This is a genomic window from Mycobacterium haemophilum DSM 44634 (assembly GCF_000340435.2).
GTDB lineage: Bacteria > Actinomycetota > Actinomycetes > Mycobacteriales > Mycobacteriaceae > Mycobacterium > Mycobacterium haemophilum.
Map to the genome: position 1 here is coordinate 2,392,343 of NZ_CP011883.2, position 20,279 is coordinate 2,412,621.

Annotated in this window: 15 protein-coding genes; 4 read left to right on the plus strand and 11 right to left on the minus strand. The window is 62.2% G+C overall.

Annotated features, from left to right (window positions below):
• Window positions 1-53 precede the first annotated feature (53 nt).
• Window positions 54-1,673, minus strand: a complete 1,620-nt coding sequence (locus B586_RS11270) for a class I adenylate-forming enzyme family protein (RefSeq protein ID WP_082607592.1) — start codon at window positions 1,671-1,673, stop codon at window positions 54-56.
• A gap of 21 nt (window positions 1,674-1,694) precedes the next feature.
• A complete protein-coding gene (locus tag B586_RS11275) occupies window positions 1,695-3,374 on the minus strand; it encodes a diguanylate cyclase (RefSeq protein ID WP_236971400.1) in 1,680 nt (559 codons plus the stop codon).
• 248 nt (window positions 3,375-3,622) lie between these two features.
• Here B586_RS11275 and B586_RS11280 point away from each other — a divergent pair, with 248 nt between their 5' ends.
• Window positions 3,623-4,792: a beta-ketoacyl synthase N-terminal-like domain-containing protein gene (locus tag B586_RS11280; protein ID WP_054879917.1), complete on the plus strand. Its 1,170-nt coding sequence runs from the start codon at window positions 3,623-3,625 to the stop codon at window positions 4,790-4,792.
• Between the two features lie 88 nt (window positions 4,793-4,880).
• Here the strand turns inward: B586_RS11280 and B586_RS11285 are convergent, their stop codons facing one another.
• Window positions 4,881-6,302, minus strand: coding sequence for an amidohydrolase family protein (locus B586_RS11285; RefSeq protein WP_082607593.1), 1,422 nt, complete (start codon window positions 6,300-6,302; stop codon window positions 4,881-4,883).
• A gap of 106 nt (window positions 6,303-6,408) precedes the next feature.
• Window positions 6,409-7,113 carry a class I SAM-dependent methyltransferase gene (locus tag B586_RS11290; protein WP_082607594.1) on the minus strand — a complete coding sequence of 235 codons (705 nt, stop codon included), beginning with the start codon at window positions 7,111-7,113 and terminating at the stop codon, window positions 6,409-6,411.
• 164 nt (window positions 7,114-7,277) lie between these two features.
• On the opposite strand from B586_RS11290, the gene B586_RS11295 reads away from it, so the two are divergent.
• On the plus strand, window positions 7,278-8,852 hold the full coding sequence (locus B586_RS11295; RefSeq protein WP_054879914.1) for a PecA family PE domain-processing aspartic protease: 1,575 nt from the start codon (window positions 7,278-7,280) through the stop codon (window positions 8,850-8,852).
• Between the two features lie 49 nt (window positions 8,853-8,901).
• On the opposite strand, the gene B586_RS11300 is transcribed toward B586_RS11295, so the two are convergent.
• The 4 genes from B586_RS11300 to B586_RS11315 form a co-directional block, all read right to left on the minus strand.
• Window positions 8,902-9,177 (minus strand): SDR family NAD(P)-dependent oxidoreductase, encoded by a 276-nt coding sequence (locus B586_RS11300; protein ID WP_054879913.1) that lies wholly within the window; start codon window positions 9,175-9,177, stop codon window positions 8,902-8,904.
• Between the two features lie 81 nt (window positions 9,178-9,258).
• Window positions 9,259-11,004 (minus strand): BCCT family transporter, encoded by a 1,746-nt coding sequence (locus B586_RS11305; protein ID WP_047314055.1) that lies wholly within the window; start codon window positions 11,002-11,004, stop codon window positions 9,259-9,261.
• A 198-nt stretch (window positions 11,005-11,202) separates the two neighbouring features.
• Window positions 11,203-11,805 (minus strand): TetR/AcrR family transcriptional regulator, encoded by a 603-nt coding sequence (locus B586_RS11310; RefSeq protein ID WP_054880955.1) that lies wholly within the window; start codon window positions 11,803-11,805, stop codon window positions 11,203-11,205.
• The gene (locus B586_RS11315) at window positions 11,802-13,307 is read right to left on the minus strand and encodes an FAD-dependent monooxygenase (RefSeq protein ID WP_156406757.1); all 1,506 of its coding nucleotides are present in this window, start codon (window positions 13,305-13,307) and stop codon (window positions 11,802-11,804) included. The genes B586_RS11310 and B586_RS11315 overlap by 4 nt, the downstream gene beginning before the upstream one ends.
• A 142-nt stretch (window positions 13,308-13,449) precedes the next feature.
• Here B586_RS11315 and B586_RS11320 point away from each other — a divergent pair, with 142 nt between their 5' ends.
• Window positions 13,450-14,760, plus strand: a complete 1,311-nt coding sequence (locus B586_RS11320; protein WP_054879911.1) for an acyltransferase family protein — start codon at window positions 13,450-13,452, stop codon at window positions 14,758-14,760.
• Here the strand turns inward: B586_RS11320 and B586_RS11325 are convergent.
• Together B586_RS11325 and B586_RS11330 are read right to left on the minus strand one after the other, a co-directional pair.
• Window positions 14,732-16,177, minus strand: a complete 1,446-nt coding sequence (locus B586_RS11325; RefSeq protein WP_054879910.1) for a gamma-aminobutyraldehyde dehydrogenase — start codon at window positions 16,175-16,177, stop codon at window positions 14,732-14,734. The genes B586_RS11320 and B586_RS11325 overlap by 29 nt on opposite strands.
• 386 nt (window positions 16,178-16,563) lie before the next feature.
• Window positions 16,564-17,214, minus strand: coding sequence for an HD domain-containing protein (locus B586_RS11330; RefSeq protein ID WP_054879909.1), 651 nt, complete (start codon window positions 17,212-17,214; stop codon window positions 16,564-16,566).
• Between the two features lie 88 nt (window positions 17,215-17,302).
• Here B586_RS11330 and B586_RS11335 point away from each other — a divergent pair, with 88 nt between their 5' ends.
• A complete protein-coding gene (locus tag B586_RS11335) occupies window positions 17,303-18,295 on the plus strand; it encodes a GlxA family transcriptional regulator (RefSeq protein ID WP_211141627.1) in 993 nt (330 codons plus the stop codon).
• Here the strand turns inward: B586_RS11335 and B586_RS11340 are convergent.
• The gene (locus B586_RS11340; RefSeq protein WP_082607595.1) at window positions 18,248-20,254 is read right to left on the minus strand and encodes a primary-amine oxidase; all 2,007 of its coding nucleotides are present in this window, start codon (window positions 20,252-20,254) and stop codon (window positions 18,248-18,250) included. The genes B586_RS11335 and B586_RS11340 overlap by 48 nt on opposite strands.
• Between the last annotated feature and the right edge of the window lie 25 nt (window positions 20,255-20,279).

Here is a 20,279-nt window from a genome sequence, read left to right on the forward strand (position 1 = left end):
GGTGGCGTCCCCGCTGGGTCCTACCTACACCTCTCAGGCCACCCGGTCACGCACTACGAGCGTTCATGATCGGCCTCCGACCTGGCTCGAATATCATCGCGGAGCTGACTTTTAGCGATCTTGCCCCCGGACGATCGCGGGAGCTCGTCGAGCACGATCAATCGTTCGGGCAGCAGTTCCTTCGAAATTCCCTGTCCCAGAAGATGTTCGATGAGCCCGGGCAGGTCGATCTCATGGGAATCGGAAAGCTCCGCATAGACGCAGACTTTTTCGCCGAACACTGGATCGGGCATCGCGACCGCAGCGGCCACCGCCACCGCGGGATGAGTTACGACGGCGTCCTCAACTTGTGCGGCACTGATGTTCTTGCCGCCCCGCACGATGAAATCCGATGTCCGGCCAGTGACCCTGAGATAGCCATCAGCATCGATCTCGCAGATGTCGCCCATACGCATCCAGCCGTCACAGGTGAATAGCTTGTCGTGGTCAGTCCCGCCCAGGTAGCCGAGGCTAGTCGCCGGACCTCGGCACGCAGGTTGGCCATGCCCCGTCTCAGTAACGTCCTCGTCGCCGTCGAAAAGCCGGACCGACATTTCGGGCACGATTTTGCCGCATGTACGGAGCCTGCGTTCGCGCGAATCATGCACGGTGGTCCCACTGAGCAGGCCGGTCTCATTGGAGCCATAGAATTGCAGTATCTTGGCGCCACTGAGTTCCTCGAACTCGGCCGCCGGCCGATACGGCAACACCTCCCCGCCCGTGAAAACAACACGCAACGAGCTCAGGTCGTAATCCCGGCAAGCCCGGTCGGCCATCAGCATCGTCAATTGCGTACTGACACAACATAACACAGTAACCTTGTGACGTGCTATCGCCTCACACGTCGCAATCGGAGTAAAACTCTCCAGGAGTACCGCAGTAGCACCAAGATAGATCGGGGTCATGTGCTTGGCCCAGATTCCGAAACCAAAGGGCATGGGCACCACGGGAAGGAATACATCGTCGGACGTCAGTCCCCCGTTCGCGACGGCCTTCTGGTAAAAGTAATGCCAACGGTTCTGAGTGTGTACAACACATTTGGGGAATCCGGTAGTACCAGAAGTGGAGTTGATCAAGAAGACATCATCGGCGCCGAGCCCAGACTCAGCCGTCAACACCCGGGGCTGGGCGCGTGTATTCAGCGATAATGTGCCCGCGTCGTGCGCCAAGATCAGCACCGACACCGCGAATTCAGGAACCATGTCCGCTGCAGCCCGCCTCGCGGCATCGCTGCGCTGCCGATCGCTGATCAGAATCCGCGGCTGCGAACTTCGCAGCATTTCAACGGCTTCACGGGTACCCGCACGCGCGGCGATGCCGACGACGACAGCACCACAGCGTTCGACCGCGACGAACAACACGTGGATCGCGGCCGAGTCGCCATGCCACACCGCAACTCGATCACCCACAGCCACGCCGACACCAGCTAGCTGCTCCGCCAGCACCGACGCCGCACGATCAAACTCGCGCCAGTTCAGCGATCTGCCCGGATAGTCGATATAGGCAGCGCGGTCGGGTGACTGCTGAGCGTTCCGACGTACCGCATCCGACACCGTCGACTCCGACCACCAGCCCGCGTCCCGATACCGGGCCGACTCCTCGGCTGTGAATACGGACGATCCCACGGTAACCAACCCAGCCCCCTTCAGGGAACCTCAGCTGGGTCGCTGGCGCAGCGCGTCGGTGTAGTAGCTGGTCCCCTCGCCGGAGAGCTTCGCCCGATACATCGCGGTGTCGGCGTCGCGCAGGATCTGACCTACGTCGCGGGGGTCATCGCCTTCGATCGCAACGATGCCGATACTCGCACGGAGGTGGAGCAAAGCATCGGCGACGCGAGCCGGCTCGGACAGCGCTGCGTGCATCCTGTCTGCGACTTTGCTCAATTCGGTATGGGTGATCTTCCCCAGGATCAGAGCGACGAACTCGTCACCTCCGAACCGACCCACCACATCGCGTGATCGCAGTCCCGCCCGTAACCGTTGCGCCGCAATCTGCAGCACCACGTCGCCGACGTCGTGCCCCAGCGAATCGTTGATGGCCTTGAAATTGTCCAGGTCAATGAACAGCACCGCTGCCAGCAACTGGTCGGGGGTGCCGCAGCGACGCTGTTTATCGATGCGGGCGAGGATGGACGCGCGGTTGGGCAACCCGGTCAGCGTGTCGTGGGCCGCTTGATGGGCCAAGTATTGGCTGGCCTGACGGTCGGCTGTGACGTCAGTGAAGGAAATCAGCAACGCCGCGTCTTCGGGATCGGCGGGGTTAAGCGGTCGGCTGTTGGCCGACAGCCAAATCCGTGCCCCGTCGCTGGGACGATCGATACCGACGATGAAGCCAGTTTGTGGGGTACCGGTCCGCAAAAACTCGCGCACAGGCCCCCGATCGCGGTCAAGCGGTCGGCCCTCGGCATCGTATAGCGGAAGCATTGCTGCGCGTCGGACGGGATCGTCGAGGGCGCTTCGGTCGCTGACGCCAAGGATGCGCAGGGCTGCCGGGTTCACTGATTCGACGTAGCCGTCGCCGTCCAGGACGATGACCCCTTCCTCCAATGATGCGACCACAGTCTGGAAGCGGCGCTCGACTCGAAGCAGGGCGGTGTGATCGCTGCACACCAGCACGTAGCCGTTGTCCATCGCGGCCGCAGATACCCGCACGGCCAGCGCCATGCCATCCGAGGCGTACTGGGTAGTGCGTAGCACCCCGCCCTCGGTGATGATGGCGCGCGGATCCAGCGGCGCGCCGACAGCTTCACCGATCGGCATGCCCAGGGCGTCTGATGCGGAGCGACGGTAAATGGCCTCCGCGGCCGGGTTCCAGCTGGTGACGATGCCGGTCGACGTGGTGGCGATGATGGCGTCACTGACGTGGTTGACCAAAGCCGCTTGGAAGCGCAGTGTTTCTTCCGCGGCTTTCTGGGTAGTCAGGTCGCGAAAGATGACCTGGTAAGCGGGTTTTCCCTCCCATATGGTGAGCACCGACACCGCTTCGACGTCGAGCGTAGTGCCGTCAAGGCGCAGCAGCACCGCCTCCGATGGCTGGGACGCGTCACCGACCTCGCACAGGCCCGCGATGCGGGACATCATTGCCGGAACTGAGTCGGGGTGGACAAACTCGGTGATCGGGTGCCCGATGATCTGCTCGGGCGACTTTGCGGCCATCCACTTGACCCCGACTGGATTGAGGTAGGTCACCCGGCCGCTCTCGTGCACACAGGTCATATTGGGACTGTGGTCGACAAGCCGTTGGTACCGCTGCTCGACAAGATCATGTTGGCCGTGTTCATCGTCGGCAGTCGACTCAGCTGAGCACTCGCCGCTGTGGACCATGACGCTGCGCACCGTCTCCAAACTTGATTCCTCTTATTTTAAGCCATCGTTTCTCTGGCCAAGCTAGTGCATCGCAGCAGCCCTGACCAGCCTCGTAGAGGGTTTTGAATCAGATCTGACGGCGGTACCGCAGGTCTTCTCCGCTCCTCTTCAGGTGTCCTTACTGGGTGAACCGAGCGAAATCGGGCATTATAACCAACGTGGGGTGTCATTTGGATGTCCACAAAATGACAAAACAGCAACGCGAGGGGAAACAAAACATGCGTGAGCAGGCTATGGCGATGACCGGGATCGGGGCAGTAACCGGCTACGGCTGGGGCACCAAATATCTGTGGGAGGGTTTGTTGAGCGGCAAACCAGCCGCCACCCTGCTCGGGGGATATGGGCAGAACCGTGACGAGGACGTGTGGTTGGCTCGGGTTAGCGATGACGGTGATCCTGCCGACGGAGCCAGCCTCGCGGCGCGCGCAATGCGCGCTGCGGCCCGCGAAGCGATCACCGATGCGTTGGAGCGCGGATGGACTCCGGGCCGACAGGTGGGCGTGGTGCACGCGGTTGTCGTGTCTGAGCTCGAGGAATGGGGTCGCTTCCACTGCGAGGACGGTGGGCAGCGGCGAGTCCGCGACTATCTTGCTCTGATGCCCTCCACGCCGGTGTCGCTGCTGATGCAGGAATACGGCTTCCACGGCCCCGCAATGAATGTGTCGGCGATGTGTGCCTCCGGCAATGCCGGGATACTCACGGCCAAGATGTGGCTGGATTGCGGCATCGCTGACGATGTGGTGTTTCTGACCACCGACTTGTCTATGACCCCCGAGACAGTCGATCACTTCGTGCGGATGGGGGTCGGCGTGGTGGATACCGAGCCGTTGGATGCGTGCCGGCCCTTCCAGGAGGGCAGCCGGGGATTTCCGATGGGAGAAGCTGCAGTGGCGTTCGTACTGTCGCGGGACTCCGGGCAGCCGTATGCCAACGTGCTAGGTGGCGCGATGTCGCACGACGCCTACCATGTGACCTCCGTCGACCCGACCCACACCCAGGTAGAAGCGTGCGTGCGTCAGGCACTCGACCGAGCAGGTGTTGACGCCGGCGCAATTCGGTACATGAATGCGCACGGGCCCGGTACCCAACAATGTGACCGTGCCGAGGCGGCAATCCTCGAAGAGATCCTGAACGGGCGGCCGGAAATCTACTCGGTCAAGCCGCTGGTCGGTCACTGCCAAGGTGCAGCGTCAGCCGTTGAGTTAGCTACCGCGGCATTTGCATACGAATACGGGGTGATCCCAGCCCCGCCGCGTGTTGCGCCCGGCCATCCACGGCTGTTGGACGGCCCCACGCCGATGGCTGAGGGACTCACCCTGAAGACATCGCTGGGCATGGGCGGTCACAACTCCGCAGTAGTACTGGCCAGCCCCAACCAGGTGGCCTAACCTCGTCCGTGGACGCCGGGTTACTGGGGTTTGGGCCAATGGGCTCAACCCCAGTAGCTTGGCGCGCAATGCGATTGGACTGACCGGATTACGTGTCGAGCGACGCCACTGCATCGTCGACGGCGTTGGCGGGTACGGCTAGCTGCCAGCCGCCGAGTGGAGCAATCCGGTCTGCGAGTCTGCCGTTGGCGGTGTCGATTAGCTCGCTGCCCCGCCGCTCCACCGCGGCCGGCAGTGCCCCGTTCTGGACGACGGTTTGCCCGTTAACGAGAACCCGATCGATATCACGAGTAGTCACCTGCATGACGATTGAGTCAACTGGGTCGATGATGGGCCGCAAATGCAGCCGGTCATTGCGCAGCAACACCAGATCAGCGGCCTTGCCCACGTCGATCGATCCACACACAGACTCAAGACCAAGCGCTTTTGCTCCCAACAGGGTTGCAGCACGCAGGATTTGCCGGGTGCTCACCGGCAACTCGCCGACAGCGCCAAGACCTGATTGTTCAAGTACCGGCTGCAGTGCGGCGCCGCGCTCATGCTGGATCAATACCCGCATGGCGGTAAAGAGATCACCACTATTGTTTGACACGATGTCGGCGCCGATGCCGGCGATCAGGCCGAGGGCGGTCGCGCGCCGAAATGCCGGGTATCCGCAGCCCATCTGAAGTTCAGTGTCGGGCGTCGTCGCGATGGAACAGCCCGCGTCTCGCAGCATGGTCAGGTCGGTGTCATCACACGTATTGGCGTGTGCGTGGATCTGACCTTCTCGCAGAAGTCCAGCCTGGGCGTAGAGCTGAACATCTTTAACCGCTGGTTGAACCCATAGGCACTGGGTGTGCATGGTGATCGGCACGTTCAGATCATCTGCCACAGCGATTTCACGGGCGGTTTCGGCGAATGGACGCACGCCGAGTTCTGTCAGCGCGGCCCCCATTCGGACGAGCTCATCGTCGGACTGGAAGTATGACTCGCGCACTCTGCGGGCGTCGGCGAAGCGATCGTCCGGAGTGGTGAATACCGGGTGCGGTTGCGGGGACGGGTAAAAGCCGTAGCACCACAACGCCCGAACGCCACTGTCCTTAATTCCTTGCACCGCAGCATCAGAGTGCTCCGGTGAGTTTGTAATGTGCGAATGGTCGAGAGTTGTGGTAACACCGGCAGCCAAGGCGTCGAGGCCGCCCGCATACTGGCCGGCGTAGACGTCGTCGGCGTCATGCAAACCTGCGAAATGACTACGTATACGCCAGGCATAGTCGTTGAGATTCCAGTTGGCCGTGACCCCGCGCATTGTGGTCTGCCACAGGTGGCGATGGCTATCGACAAACCCAGGAATCACCCACCGATTCGCAGCATCGATAATTTCGGCATCGACACCGGAGAGATCCTCCTCAATCGCACCGATACGCCCATCCTCGATCAAGACGTCTACCCGACGGAATTCCGCGGTCAACGGGTCACCAACGAGCACGGAACCACCAACTATGACCGAGCGTGCGCGCGACGACAACGGCGTCTCCTCTTCCTAGTTGCGAGAAAAGATTATCGGTAAAAATCTCTGCGTCAACGAGGCGGGCACGATGCCCTCGATCAGATGAAGCCCAGGACTGATGCGCTTACCCCACTTTGTGGGCGGTGAGCAGAAAGGCGGGCATCTTCAGCCTGCCTTTCTCGTCGACCTCGTAGTCGTCTAGCGAAACAGCCGGGATCCGGGATAAGACGTCGGACAAATGCGCATGGATGAACGCTGGCCGAACGTCGTCGACCTCCCAACATCGCGCAACAGCCTCCCGCAACTCCTGTTCGGTGACATGGTTGGGAATCGGCGCGGAATCAGCCGGCAGCGCACCGTCCGGGAATGGGAAAGCTGCCGGAGCAAACACCAGAACGTAGTACGACGCGCCGGGCGCCGCGGCACGATACACCGAACGTATGTAGCCGTCGCGCGCTTCGACCGGCAGCGAGTGAAACAGCGTGCTATCGATGATTGTGTTAAACCGGCCGTCGTAGCCAGTGAACGACGCGATGTCATCCTGTACGAACGCAGCAGTCTCCACCCCCCGGTCCTTGGCCGCTTGCTTGGCCCGAGCGATCGCGCTGGCAGACACGTCGATACCAACAACTGTGTGGCCGTGCGCAGCAAGCGCAAGCGATAACTCGGCAACCCCGCAACCGGCATCGAGGACGTCGCTGCGAATCTTGCCGTCCCGGATCAGCGCCGTGATTTCCGGCTGCGGTTCGCCGATGTTCCACGGCGGCGGCCCCACGAAGGCACCTTGCTCGCGATACACGGCTTCCCAGTCCATCAATTCCCCTGTCATGGTTCAAACCATATCTTGAAGGCCCAGCGCCCCATGCCGCCGACGTGAGTTCACCGATGAGACGGGTCAATCTGCTACTGGTGGGTCAAAAACTGAGATGCCAAGCCAGGACCTCGATACGCTTACGCGCAGATAGATCCGTGGTTGACGCAGAGGGGGCCGGCGTGTCACTTCTGGACGTGGCTCCTGAGTGGTTGTCGGCGGCCGCGGCGGATTTGGAGAGCATTGAGTCAGGGCTCACTACGGCGCATACGGCTGCTGCCGTGCCGATCACTGGGCTTCTAGCTGCTGGCGCCGACGAGGTCTCGGCGGCAGTGACAGCGCTGTTTGCCGGGTATGGCCAGGAGTTTCAGGCGCTCAGCGCACAGGCCAGCGCGTTTCATCAACAATTTATGCAGGCACTCAGCTCGGCGGCCGGGTCGTATCTCGCCGCCGAGGCCGCGAATGCGTCGCCATTGCAGACGATGGAGCAAGAACTGCTGGATGCGGTTAATGCACCCACCGAGGTGTTATTCGGTCGTGCACTGATCGGCAATGGAACAGACGGAACAGCCGCGAGTCCCAATGGCGGACCTGGTGGGCTGCTATATGGCAACGGTGGCACCGGTTTTTCCAACACGGCGTCAGGGCTATCCGGTGGAGCCGGCGGCGCGGCGGGGTTGATCGGCAATGGAGGTGCCGGAGGTGCCGCTGGAGACAACGCAACGGGCGGGGCAGGCGGTCATGGCGGGTGGCTGTTGGGTTCCGGCGGGACCGGTGGGCTCGCCGGACCTGGTGGAGTCGCCGGCGCTGGCGGTGATGCGGGTCTGATCGGTGCGGGCGGGACAGGAGGTGCCGCCGGAAGTGGTGGCTTTGGCGGCGCCGGAGGCCGCGGCGGCTGGTTGCTTGGCAACAACGGGGCCGCTGGCGTTGGTTCACCGGTGAGCGCAACCGTCCCGCTGCAGGTGAATAACGTCACCGAGCCGGTGACAAACATCTCGGTCAATGGCGGACCGAATGTGCTCGTGCTCGTTGACACCGGATCCACCGGTCTTGTTATCCCGTTGTGGGATATCGGAATACAGCACCTCGGCTTGCCCACCGGGTTCGGCATCGGCGCGTACAGCGGCGGGCTGACCTACCTCTATGCCACGTTTAATACGACGGTGAATTTCGGGAATGGCATCGTCACCGCACCGACCGGCGTTGACGTCGTCTTCTTCACCTTGCCAACAACCCTGGAAGGCTTTCTGGCTCCCGCCGGTGCCGTTGGCGTTTTGGGCGTGGGGCCGAATGCGGGGGGCCCGGGCCCCAGCATCGTGACCACGGCGTTGCCGGGCGAACTCAATCAGGGACTGCTCATCAACGCACCCCAGCATGTGCTCCAGTTCGGTGCTAACCCGCTGCCCCCCGGAGTCTCGGTGGTCGGGTCGCCGATTACCACCGTAAACGTGCAAATCAATGGCGGGCCTCTGCAACCCGTTTCCGCGACCATCGATTCCGGTGGTGTGCACGGAGCCATCCCATCGTCCGTTCTCGGGACCGGTCAGCTCTCCGGAACTCTGCCACCGGGAACACAGATTTCGGTCTACACAAGCGACGGTCAGACGCTGCTGTACTCGTACACCACCGACGGGACCAACAGCCCAACGGTTACGACAGGAAACCTGATGAATACCGGGTTTATGCCCTTCGCGGACCAACCGGTGTACATCAGTTACAGCCCCAGCGGTGTCGGGACGACAATCTTTGATACCTGATCAAGCTGGTGGCACAATTTTGCGGTTTCAATAATCGAGGCCGGACATGTCACGTGGGCCGATTTCTCGGCGATGTCGGGACGGCCCAGCGCTTCCCACTGCTCGACCTGAATGCACTTGTAAACGTCATGATCCCGCCCGCGTTGTTCACCAGTACATCGATACTGCCGTACTCGTCGATGGCGATGGCGACCGCCGCCTCCCATTCCTCAGGTTTGGTGACGTCGAGATGCACGTAGCGGACCATCGTCCGCACGTGTGAGGCACCCATCCCCCGCGCACCACCACTAATGAGCGCGACCTTTCCCGCCAACCGTTCTGCCACTGTGTTTCTCCTGTCGAAGCACCGCCTGGATGCGTCATCGTCCGGGTTCCGGTGATTGGACCAGTTCCAGTGTCTTTCGCTCTAATCGGTATCAAAGGCTCCGTCGCCCAGGGGATCTGGTGGTGTGGTGACGGTGAGGGCGCCGGTGTCGGGATGCACCTGGTATGCGCCGCTATCGACATCGCGGACGGCAATAAGCCCGGCCAATGTCGCGGAAATGTCGTGGCGTTGCCGACTTCCAGCGGGAACCACATCATCGGGCACAGTTACATGCAGCAGCCGGGGCGTGGTAGCCAAATCGAAGTGGAACGCTTTCGTCATGGCATAGCACGCCACCACCATGACGATCGAGAACGGCAAGGCGGTAGCAATGGCAGCGGTCCGCAATGCGGTCAGTGACCCGGCACCGCCAACCAGTAGCAATACGGCGGCAGCCGTCCCTGCCAGCATCGCCCAGTAGACCCGGGTCAGCTTGGGCGGGTCCAGCTCACCCGTTGACAAGATATCGACGACCAACGAACCAGAGTCCGACGATGTGATGAAGAAGAACACGATCACCACCACCGCAAGAACGCTGGTGATCACCCCTAAGGGCAGACCTCCGAGCAATTGGAAAAGCGATGTGTTGGCATCCACCGCTCCGTCGATGAGCATGTCGCCGTCGTTGCGTTGCCGCAACACCGCCAAGTCACCGAAGATGGTGAACCACAGCGAAGCGATCAAGGTGGGAACCAGCAGCACGGCCCCGATGAACTCCCGGATGGTCCGCCCCCGGGAAATCCGCGCGATAAACATCCCGACAAATGGCGCCCAACTGATCCACCAGCCCCAGTAGAAGATCGTCCAGTCAGCGAGCCAGCCATCGTGGGAGAACGGGGCGGTGCGCAACATGAATTGCGGCAGCGATTGGACGTAACCCCCCAGGTTCTGCACCCACGACTGCAGTAGGAACAGCGTTGGCCCAAGCAATAACACGAAGAGGGCCAGTGCCGCGGCCAGCGACATGTTGATGTTCGAGAGCCACTTCAAACCCCTGCTGACTCCACTGACTACCGACGCCGTCGTGGTGGCGGTGATGACAACGATCATGCCGACCATCCACCAGTTGTCCACCCGGATCCAGCCGAGATACTCCAAACCGGCGGCAATCTGGGTAATACCGAAGCCCAGCGATGTAGCCACACCGAATAGTGTTCCGACGATTGCGATTACGTCGACAGCGTGTCCGAGCACCCCCTCAACGCGACGCCGACCCAGAACAGGCTCCAACAACCAACGCACCGACAGGGGGCGGCCCCGCCGATAGGTCATATAGGCCATACCGAGACCAACCACCGCGTAGATTGCCCAGGCGTGCAAGCCCCAGTGGAACACTGTCAGCGCCATCGCCTGGTTGGCCGCCGCATCAGTGAGCCCGAGCACACCTCGTGCCTGCGGTGGTCGCACGTAGTGGCTGAGTGGCTCGGCCACGCCGTAGAAGACCAAACCGATACCCATACCCGCGCTGAATAGCATTGCCAGCCATGCCCAAAAGCCGAACTCGGGTAGCTCATCGTCGCGGCCGAGCCGAATGGTGCCGATCTGGGAGACACCGCAGTACAGCGCGAACACCACAAACCCTGTGGCGGCCAAGATATACCACCACCCGATACTGGCGGTGACCGCGGTGTTCAGCCGGACGAACGCGTTCGCAGTGGTGCCCGAGTAGACGACGGAAACGACGATCATCGCGATGATCACCACTGACGCAGGAATGAAGACTGCGGGCTTTACACTCCGCCAGGCATTGACAACAACATTCGGGCCGCCACGGTCTTTTCTGCGCATATCAGGCAACGCCATCACACTTCCTCGTCACTGTGTCCATGTCATGGACACCGCATCGCCGCTCCTGTCTAGCGTGGCACGCACCCGAACGATCCCTTGGACAACAAAAAAGACAGCACGAACTGGCTTTCCGACAAACCAAGGTTGATCTTCTCGCAGCGAAATGAGATCGCTAACAATAACCCATGCGTCAGCCGCCTAGGGCAGCAGCCCTGCCTGACGGTAAACGGCCGTGAGGTAGCGGTGCATCTCGACCACATCGGGCGGATCCGGTTGCAGCACACGCCACATGATCGCGCCAACCATCATGTCGATCGCCACGTCCAGATCGGCATCAGCCGAGACCGTTTCGAGCTCGCGTGCCCGCGCCAGCAGACGCGCTGCAAGCGTGCGGCGTGGCACAATGTAGTGCTTCCAATACGTAGCCATCAGCGAGGGGTGGCTGACGGCACAGCCAAGGACCCTGGCGACCAGTGCTCGAAACTCCGGCGCGGCCGCGGTCTGTGCCGCGTTTGACAGCGCCGCTTCGACCAGCTCGTATGGCGATGCCGTATCGATCACCTCTGGCGGCGGCCACGAGACCTCATTGGCAAACAGCGTTTCGATGGCCGCTGCGATCAGCGCCTCTTTGGTCGACCATCGGCGATAGACCGTCAGTTTGCCAACGCTGGCGCGTTTGGCGATCTGCTCGATGCTGGCCCCGTCGATACCCCGCTCAATAAACAGCTCGATGCCAGCCCGCAATATCGCGGCATCGGCAGCGGCATCGCGAGGTCGTCCGCGGCTGCGCGCTCGCGTCATCGCACCCGTCCGGTGTGCATCGCGGCAGCCAGCCACCGCTCGAGACCAACCGTGTCATCGACATCGCCGCGCCATGCCAGGTGGGCGTCCGGACGGACCAGCATCGGCTGCGCACCGTGGTAGCGCAACCGATCCAGATAGTTCCCAAGCCACGTCCGGGCAACATCGTAGCCGGCGAAGGTGACAGCGTGCTCGGGCACCAACAACGCCCACCGCCCGCCCAGCTCGGCGTGCAGTCGTGTCGGTGTGCCGTCATCGCGCACGCAGTCGAGGTCGGCGATCCGATCACCCGGACGTGGCTTACGCCCGCGGCCTCCCAACGGGCCCTTGCGGTAACTCACCCACAGCTGCGAGGCCGTGTACGTCGCCCAGCGCTGGACTGGCGCCAAGCCCACGAGCGGCACCACGATTCGGTCCCGAACAAATCGGCCTACCGGCTTACTCGCGATGTTCATCCGCGTCACCGTGCTTGTGCCTCGCAACACCTCGGTTGCCAGCGGCCGGCGTTCAGTCTCGTACGTGTCGAGCAACGCCTCACTTGCCTTGGCGCGCAAGATGAGAGCGAGTTTCCAGGCCAGGTTCTCCGCGTCGCCGATGCCGGTGAGCATGCCCTGGCCGCCGAATGGCGCATGCGCGTGCGCGGCGTCGCCAGCGATCAGGATCCTGCCCCGACGGTACGAGTCGGCCAGCCGGCGATGCACCGAGAACAGCGACAGCCATTCGGCGTCGCCGATTCGTACATCACGTTGGGTACGTTCTGGCAGGATCTTTCGAAACCGCTCGAGAACCTCTTGCTCGGTTGACTTTTCGTCGTCGCCGGGGTCGTATGCGATGAGCCGCCACAGGTCGTTGCTCCCGCCGGAGTCGGGCATCGGCATCGCTCCGATCATGCCAGCCGGATGAATCCAGCCGGTGGTCCCGCTGCGATCGAGATCCCAGTCCAGGTGCAGATCCGCGAGCAGGAACCGCTCGCTGAGCCTGCAGCCAGGAAAGCCGATGCCGGCCAGCTGGCGGGTTGCACTCCCCGTGCCGTCACAACCCACCAGCCACTGCGTTCGGACGGACTCGCCTCCACCGGGTACCGCAGTGACGCCATCGTTATCCTGCCGAAGGTCGACAAGCGCACGATTCCACTCCGGCACACCTCCGAGCTCGGCAAAGCGGTCGCGTAGCGCCGCCTCGATCTTGGCCTGCGACACCAGCATTGGCGGGGCGGCGGTCCTTAGCCCGAGATCGCCGAATCTCAGTCTCATGATTGGGCGGTCGCCGAGATACGTCGTAATCCGCATACCGCGCAATGACTGGTCCGGCAGCGTGCCGAGTGCACCCAACCGATCGAGCACCTCCGAACCGCGGGCGTGCAGAAAGTTGGCGCGCGATGTCACCGCCGGGCCAGACGCACGATCGATCACGCGTACCGACACGCCATGTAACAGCAGGCTGCACGCCAGCGTCAGACCTGTCGGACCGGCGCCGATTACCAGCACCTCGGGGACGGTCATGCACATATATTACCGATACGGTACCGATAATAAAACGATGTCGCGCGGGGCACCCACAGGAGATCAGGCGATATAGCCACGTTTGAATCCCGCGAACGAGTACCCTCGCGAAAGTGCGTCGCGTCGAACTTGCCGTGATCTGATGGACCACGTAGACACCGCGCGTCCAATCCGCAATCTGGCGGTGGATTTCTACCGCGTATCGGGTGTGATCCTCATCGTGCTAGGGCATTGGCTGGACGGAGCGGTGACCTACCACGATGGACAGTTCGGGCGGGAAAACCCGCTCGTAGACCTCCCCTGGACGCAGTGGCTGACCTGGATCTTCCAGGCGGTTCCGGTATTCTTCCTGGCAGCCGGCTACGCGGGCGCAGTCTCGTGGACACATCGACGTGACGCCGAAGGTTTTTCGCGCGAGGTCTGGCTTCGGCATCGACTGGCCCGAGTACTGGGACCGACAGCGGTATACATCGCGCTGGTGTCGGCAGTTGTGGTAACTCTCTTAGCCTATGGCATGCCCGGCCGGGTGCTGGAATACGCGGGGTGGGCGGTGGCGATGCACCTGTGGTTCCTCGCGGTGTACGTGGTGGTGGTGTCACTGACACCGATTGCGGTTGCCGCACAACATCGTTGGGGACTTGCAGCGCCGAGCATGCTGGCGGTGGGGGTCGTGGTGCTCGATGTCGCTACGATCGCGGGCCACGTGCCCTACGTCGGCTGGCTGAATTACTTACTCTGCTGGGGAGCGCTCTATCAGCTCGGAATCGCTTGGCATGGCGGGCTGTTCGCCGGCCGCAGGCCGCTGCTGCTCGCTGCCGGTTCGGCGGTCGGGCTGGCGCTGTTGATCTGGCTGGGATGGTATCCGGTCAGTATGATTGGCGTTCCTGGCCAAGCGGTGCAGAACACGACGCCGCCCACGGTGGCAATGCTGGCCTTCTCGTGCGCGCAGGCAGGATTGGTGGTGACACTCGCGCCTGCGCTTAACCGGGCGATGCGTGCTGGTTTAGTCAAGCGAGTGCTGTCCGTAGCCAACAACAATGTGATGGCCCTTTACCTATGGCACATGATTCCTGTTGTAATCGTCGCCATCGTGGCTTACCCGGCAAGCCTGGTACCCCAACCCGTTGAGGGAACGGGAGCTTGGTGGCTGGTTCGGCTGGAGTGGGTGCTAGTCCTTAGCCTAGCGACATCGTTCGAGCTGGTGCTGTTGTGGTGGCAGCGACGCTTCTTCGCGGCCCCGCTACCCATGCTCGGCATACCGCTCACGGATCGCTGGTGCGAAGTAATCATGCTGGCCGGTGCGGCGATGGCCGCTGCTGGCCTGCATCTTTTCGCTTATGCCGGCTTCGCGCCGGACGGCCATTTTCCATGGCTGACCGCCGCGGTCTTCGCCGTCGGGGTGCTACTGGTGGCACTTCGCCCGCTTACCCCTCAAACCCGTGGAAGTGCATGACGTGCTTGATCCGGGTGTAATCCTCCAGCCCATACATTGACAGATCCTTGCCGTACCCGGAGTGCTTGAAGCCGCCATGCGGCATCTCGGCCACCAAGGGAATGTGGGTGTTGATCCACACACAGCCGAAGTCCAGCTGCGCCGCCATCCGGGCGGCCGTGTCGACGTTCTTGGTCCACACCGAGGCAGCCAGTCCGTATTCGGTGCCGTTGGCGAAGGCTAGGGCCTGCCGTTCATCGCTGAATTGCTGGGCGGTCACCACGGGGCCAAAAATCTCGGTTTGGATCAGTTCATCGTCTTGTTCAAGGTCGGCAATCAAGGTGGGCTCATAGAAAAACCCGCCGCGGTCTATTCGCTTGCCGCCAGCAAGGATTCGAGCATGCGCCGGCGCGCGCGACACCAGGCCGGAGATGTGCTGCATCTGATTAGGGTTGTTGATCGGCCCGAACAAGATGTCCTCGTCCGCCGGATCGTAGCCGGTCTTCGTGTGGGCCACCGATTCAGACATAGCCGTCAGGAACTCGTCGTAGATCCCGTCACGGATGATCATCCTGGTGGCCGCTGTGCAATCCTGGCCGGCGTTGAAATAGCCCGCGGCGGTGAGTCCCTCGACGGCGGCCTCGATGTCGGCGTCGTCGAAGATGATCACCGGCGCCTTCCCGCCGAGTTCTAAATGGGCGCGCTTGAGGTCCTTTGCCGCGCTGGCCGCCACAGCCATGCCGGCCCGGGTGGAACCGGTGATCGACACCAGTTGCGGCACTGGGTGAGCGACCAGCGCGGCACCGGTGTCACGGTCCCCGCACACCAGGTTGCACACCCCGGGCGGGAAGATCTCTTGCATCTTCTCCACCATCCAGTACGACGACGCAGGCGTGGTGTCAGAAGGCTTGAGCACCACGGTGCAGCCGGCGGCTAGCGCCGGCGCGAACTTCCACACCGCCATCATCATCGGGTAGTTCCACGGCGCCACCTGCGCAACCGGACCGACTGGTTCGCGACGAATCGACGAGGTGTATCCCCGCATGTATTCGCCTTGGGAACGGCCCTCGAGAATCCGCCCAGCGCCGGCGAAAAACCGGATCTGGTCGACCGTCGGCGGGATCTCTTCCGACATCGTCAGCGAGATCGGCTTGCCGGTGTTTTCGCTCTCGATTGCGACGAGCTCCGCGGCGTTCTCCTCAATGACGTCGGCGAGTTTGAGCAGTGCACGCTGCCGTTCGCTAGGGGTGGACCACCTCCAGGATTGGAACGCCTTAGCCGCCGCCTTGAACGCGTCGTCCACATCCGTGGCCGAGGAATTCGGCGCCGACGCGTAAACTTCGCCGGTAGACGGGTTGACGACGTCCATCATGTCGCCGTCGATGGCAGCCTGAATTTCTCCGCCGATGATGTTGTGGAAGACCTTCTTCTCCGACATATAAAGTCACTTCCTCGGGTTGGTTCATAGACGATGAGTCGGGCGTCGCAAGAGGCGGGTAAACCGCGTCAGTGTCCGCCCCTGGAAGAAGTCGGGTTGCCGCACCCGCTGTGCGGACTCTTGAATATCACCTTACGGAAAAGAGAAGCAACGGCGCATCAGTGAAGTGGTGGTGCAGCAATCGCTCGAGGAGCGTACTCAAATGACGTTGCGGCAGTGAACACACCGCTCCGACGATCGGGCCGTGCTCCGGTTGTACCTGCGGTGGTTCAGCGATAGTGATCAGTACACGTCGAACACCACGTCGACCTTGCCGACATCCTCCAGCCGGTCCTGCTGTAGATCCAAGAACGTGTCGGCGCCGAGACCAAGTCTGCGCCTTTCCGCTATTCGGGCCAGCTGTTGTTGAGGATGATGTCGACCAAGTCTTGCCGCTTGAACGTAGGGTCGAAGTGCGCCAGCACGTCGGCGTTCATCGTGCCGAAAGTGCTGTCCGGACGATGCTTCATGCCGTCATTGAAGGCCACCAGAATGCGATTCTTGAAATCGGGACGCGGGTGGGCGGCGGTCACTGCGTCAATGGCTTCTGACGAGAGCTCGTCACGGCCGATGCCAACCACGTCGGTCTCAACGCCGAAGTTAACCAGGGCGATCTCGGGCTCGAGGAACTGCGGCACGCCCGGAGTGGTGTGCAACGCGATGCTTAGCCATACCTTGCGAACGTCGACGGCATCGACGCCGCGATGCAGCAGGAAGTCCCGTGCCGCGTTGGCGCCGTCGATTTCAAAGCGCAGATTGGAGCTGCGGTAGCGCTCGGTGAGGCCCAGGTCGTGGAACATCGCCGCCACGTAGAGCAGCTCGAGATCTGGTTGCAGCCCTAAGCGACGGCCCCGCAGCGCGCCGAACAGAAACACCCTCCGCGAATGGTCGAACAGCAGCTCATTTTCGGCGTTGCGTATAAAGTCGGTCGCCTCGCGTACCAGTGCGCTGTCGGGGATTGCTACACCGGCGATGGTTTGAATCGACTGGATGGCCATGATCAATCTCCTCAGTTGGACAACTGCGGTCAGTCTGCGCGGGTGCCGCGCAATACACCTATGGCTAGTGAGCCGTTCTGCCCACAAAATGCGACACAATGGCGCTGTGGTAGCGGCCGGTGCTCACTCGCGGGTGGTGGTGATCATCGTCTTCGACGATGTGACGCTATTGGATGTCGCCGGAGCGGCCGAAGTCTTCGCCGAGGCCAACCGATTCGGCGGGGACTACCACATCAAGATCGCATCGGTAGATGGTCGCGATGTAACAACCTCGATCGGAACCCGGTTGGGTGTCACCGACAGCATTTCGTCAATAGAATCCGCCGATACCGTCCTGGTCGCAGGCAGTGATCACCTGCCGGCGCGGGCGATTGACCCCACCCTCGTCGCGGCCGTCAAATCGGTGGCGGATCGCACCCGGCGTCTAGGGTCCATTTGCACGGGGTCGTTCATCCTCGCGCAGGCTGGCCTGCTCAGCGGCCGGCGCGCCACCACGCACTGGCGAGGTACCCGGTCGCTTGCCCGGGCCTTCCCCGACATCACCGTTGAGCCGGACGCCATTTTCGTCCGTGACGGCGAGGTCTTCACCTCAGCCGGGGTTTCATCGGGCATCGACCTCGCCCTCGCACTAGTCGAACAGGATTACGGCACCGAGCTCGTCCGCGACGTGGCTCGCTGGTTGGTTGTCTATCTCAAACGCGCAGGTGGGCAATCACAATTCTCAGCGCTGGTCGAGGCTACCCCACCGCCGCAGTCCGCGCTTCGAGTAGTCACCGATACGATTGCGGCCAACCCCGGCGCGGACCACAGCGTGAGAACCCTTGCCGCGCGGGCCTCTCTGAGTACGCGTCAGTTGACACGACTGTTTCGATCCGAACTGGGAATGACGCCCGCCGGTTACGTCGAAATGGTCCGAATCGACGCCGCCCGTGCCGCGCTTGACGCCGGCCGCACCGTCAGCGACACCGCGCACCTCGCAGGCTTCGGCAGCACCGAAACCCTCCGGCGGGCATTTGTCGACCACCTTGGCGTCTCACCGAAGGCCTACCGAGACAGATTCCGCACCGCCATCCGAGGCTGAGCCCGACATGTGTATCCCGGTGCGGCTCTTAGGGCATTGCGCAGGCGGTGGCGGGGCGACATCCACGGCGGGATTACGGTCGAAGAAACCGACCGGTTTCAACCAAAAGGACACCACGTCGGCGGGCATGATCGGCCAATCCTCGGGACGGGTGACGTGGTTGATACCGAAGGTGTACCACACCACCACATCAGTGTTCTCGATCGAACGGTTGGCCGAGGTCCACTCCGGCAGGCCCAGCCCGGGACCGCTCTGGTTCACGAACTCGCCGGCCGGCCAGCGCTCGTCCGGATGATTCGGGGTAACCCACACGGTGTGGGAGATGACTTCAGCGCGCCGCAAGATCGGTGAATCGGGATCGAACAGCGACGGGATCGCCGCGCCCGGAACGAGCTTGTAGGACGGATGGGCGCCAAGCCCATTGGTGACGTTCTCGTTGACCACACGCCAAGCCCGCTGAGTCTCCCAGCAGTAGTCCTGCTTGCCCTCATCCTCGGTGCGCAGCGGTATGTTCTTCTGCCGCACCGACAATCCGTACGGGTTATCCGGCCCCGTCGGGACCGCCTCGGTCTCGCTCACATACACCGTGTTGTCGGTGCCGTCTATGTCGAAATCAAGCCGCGCAGTGAGGAAATGCTGATGGTGTGGCGCGTAGGTTCGCTGGTCTACCAGCGTCCCGTGCGGGTGCTCCTCACCGCCGTGAAGATGCGTGGTCACCATCAAACCTGTTGCGCGAACTTCGCATTCGATGTTGCCGTCCTGGTAGAAGCGCCAGTATGTCAGGTATTCGTAGTTGGCGACGGTGGCGTGAAAGGATACTGTGAGCCGGCGCATCCGGCGGACCTCCGCGCCGGTATCGGGGTCGACGTGCTTCCACAACACCGCGTTATCTTCTTCGTGGATGCAGATGGCGTTCTTGATTGTGTAGGGCTCCCCCTTGCTGTCGTGCAAGACCGCATCGAGATAACGGATCTCGCCAAGACAGTCGCAACCTAGTTCCAACGAGGTCGTCATGAATCCGAGACCCCACTCGCCGATGTCGAACGCCGTACGGCGGTAATGGTCATCGCAGTGATCGCGGTACGGCACCACCATCTCGGCGAATGACATGCGGTGGGCGATCGGACGTATCCGGCCGTGATCGTTGTAGGTGACCGTATGCAGCGTCATCCCCTCGCGATAGTTGAAACCGACTCGCAGCGACCAGTTTTGCCATTGCAACCGGTTCCCGGTGATGGTGAACGACGGACCGTTGGGCTGCGTGATCTGCAGCGGATGCAGCGGCGTCCTGGTGCTCGATTCGAGCAGGCGTGTGGGGATGTGCCGAGGGAGGTATTCGGCCATCACCTCCGGTAACTCCAGGGGCTCGCCTTCCTCGATTTCGAGTAGCTCCATCGTGTTTAAGTCGATAACACAGTGAAATCCCTTGAGGTGGTGCGCATAGGGATTAGCTCCGCCCGACGACTTGACCCAGGTGTCCGACCAGGCGAGCCGACGGCCGCGGTAGGCCTCGGGGATCATGATGTCGCTATAAGTCCACACATCCATGAGCACGTTATCGATGTCGGTGACACCGCGCCTCTGCAATGCCGCGACCACGGCGGGATGGGTGCGCAGCAGCTCGCCCGCTTCGTGCCATTCGTCAACCGTCGCGTTCGCCTGCACCCCCGGCATATAGGTCCACGACGCGACCGTGTCATCGGACAGCGAGACCAACGCTTTGTATGTGCGGTTTACATCGCGGTTGAAGCAAACGATGACCGCGCGTCGATCCGGTACCCCGCCGGTGTCGTCGAAGGTCGCGACCTGGAGTTTGCTTGGCTCCTCGAGTGCTATCGAGGCGAAGCGCCACCGGCCGTCTACACCCTGGTCGCGCCGCAGAATCGCGACCGCCTGCCGGAACTCATGCTCAGCGAGGGGGTCAAGTGGGTGAAACGTCCGGGTGACGGCTTCGGTCATACCTCTCCTGTCAAAACCTGTCGCT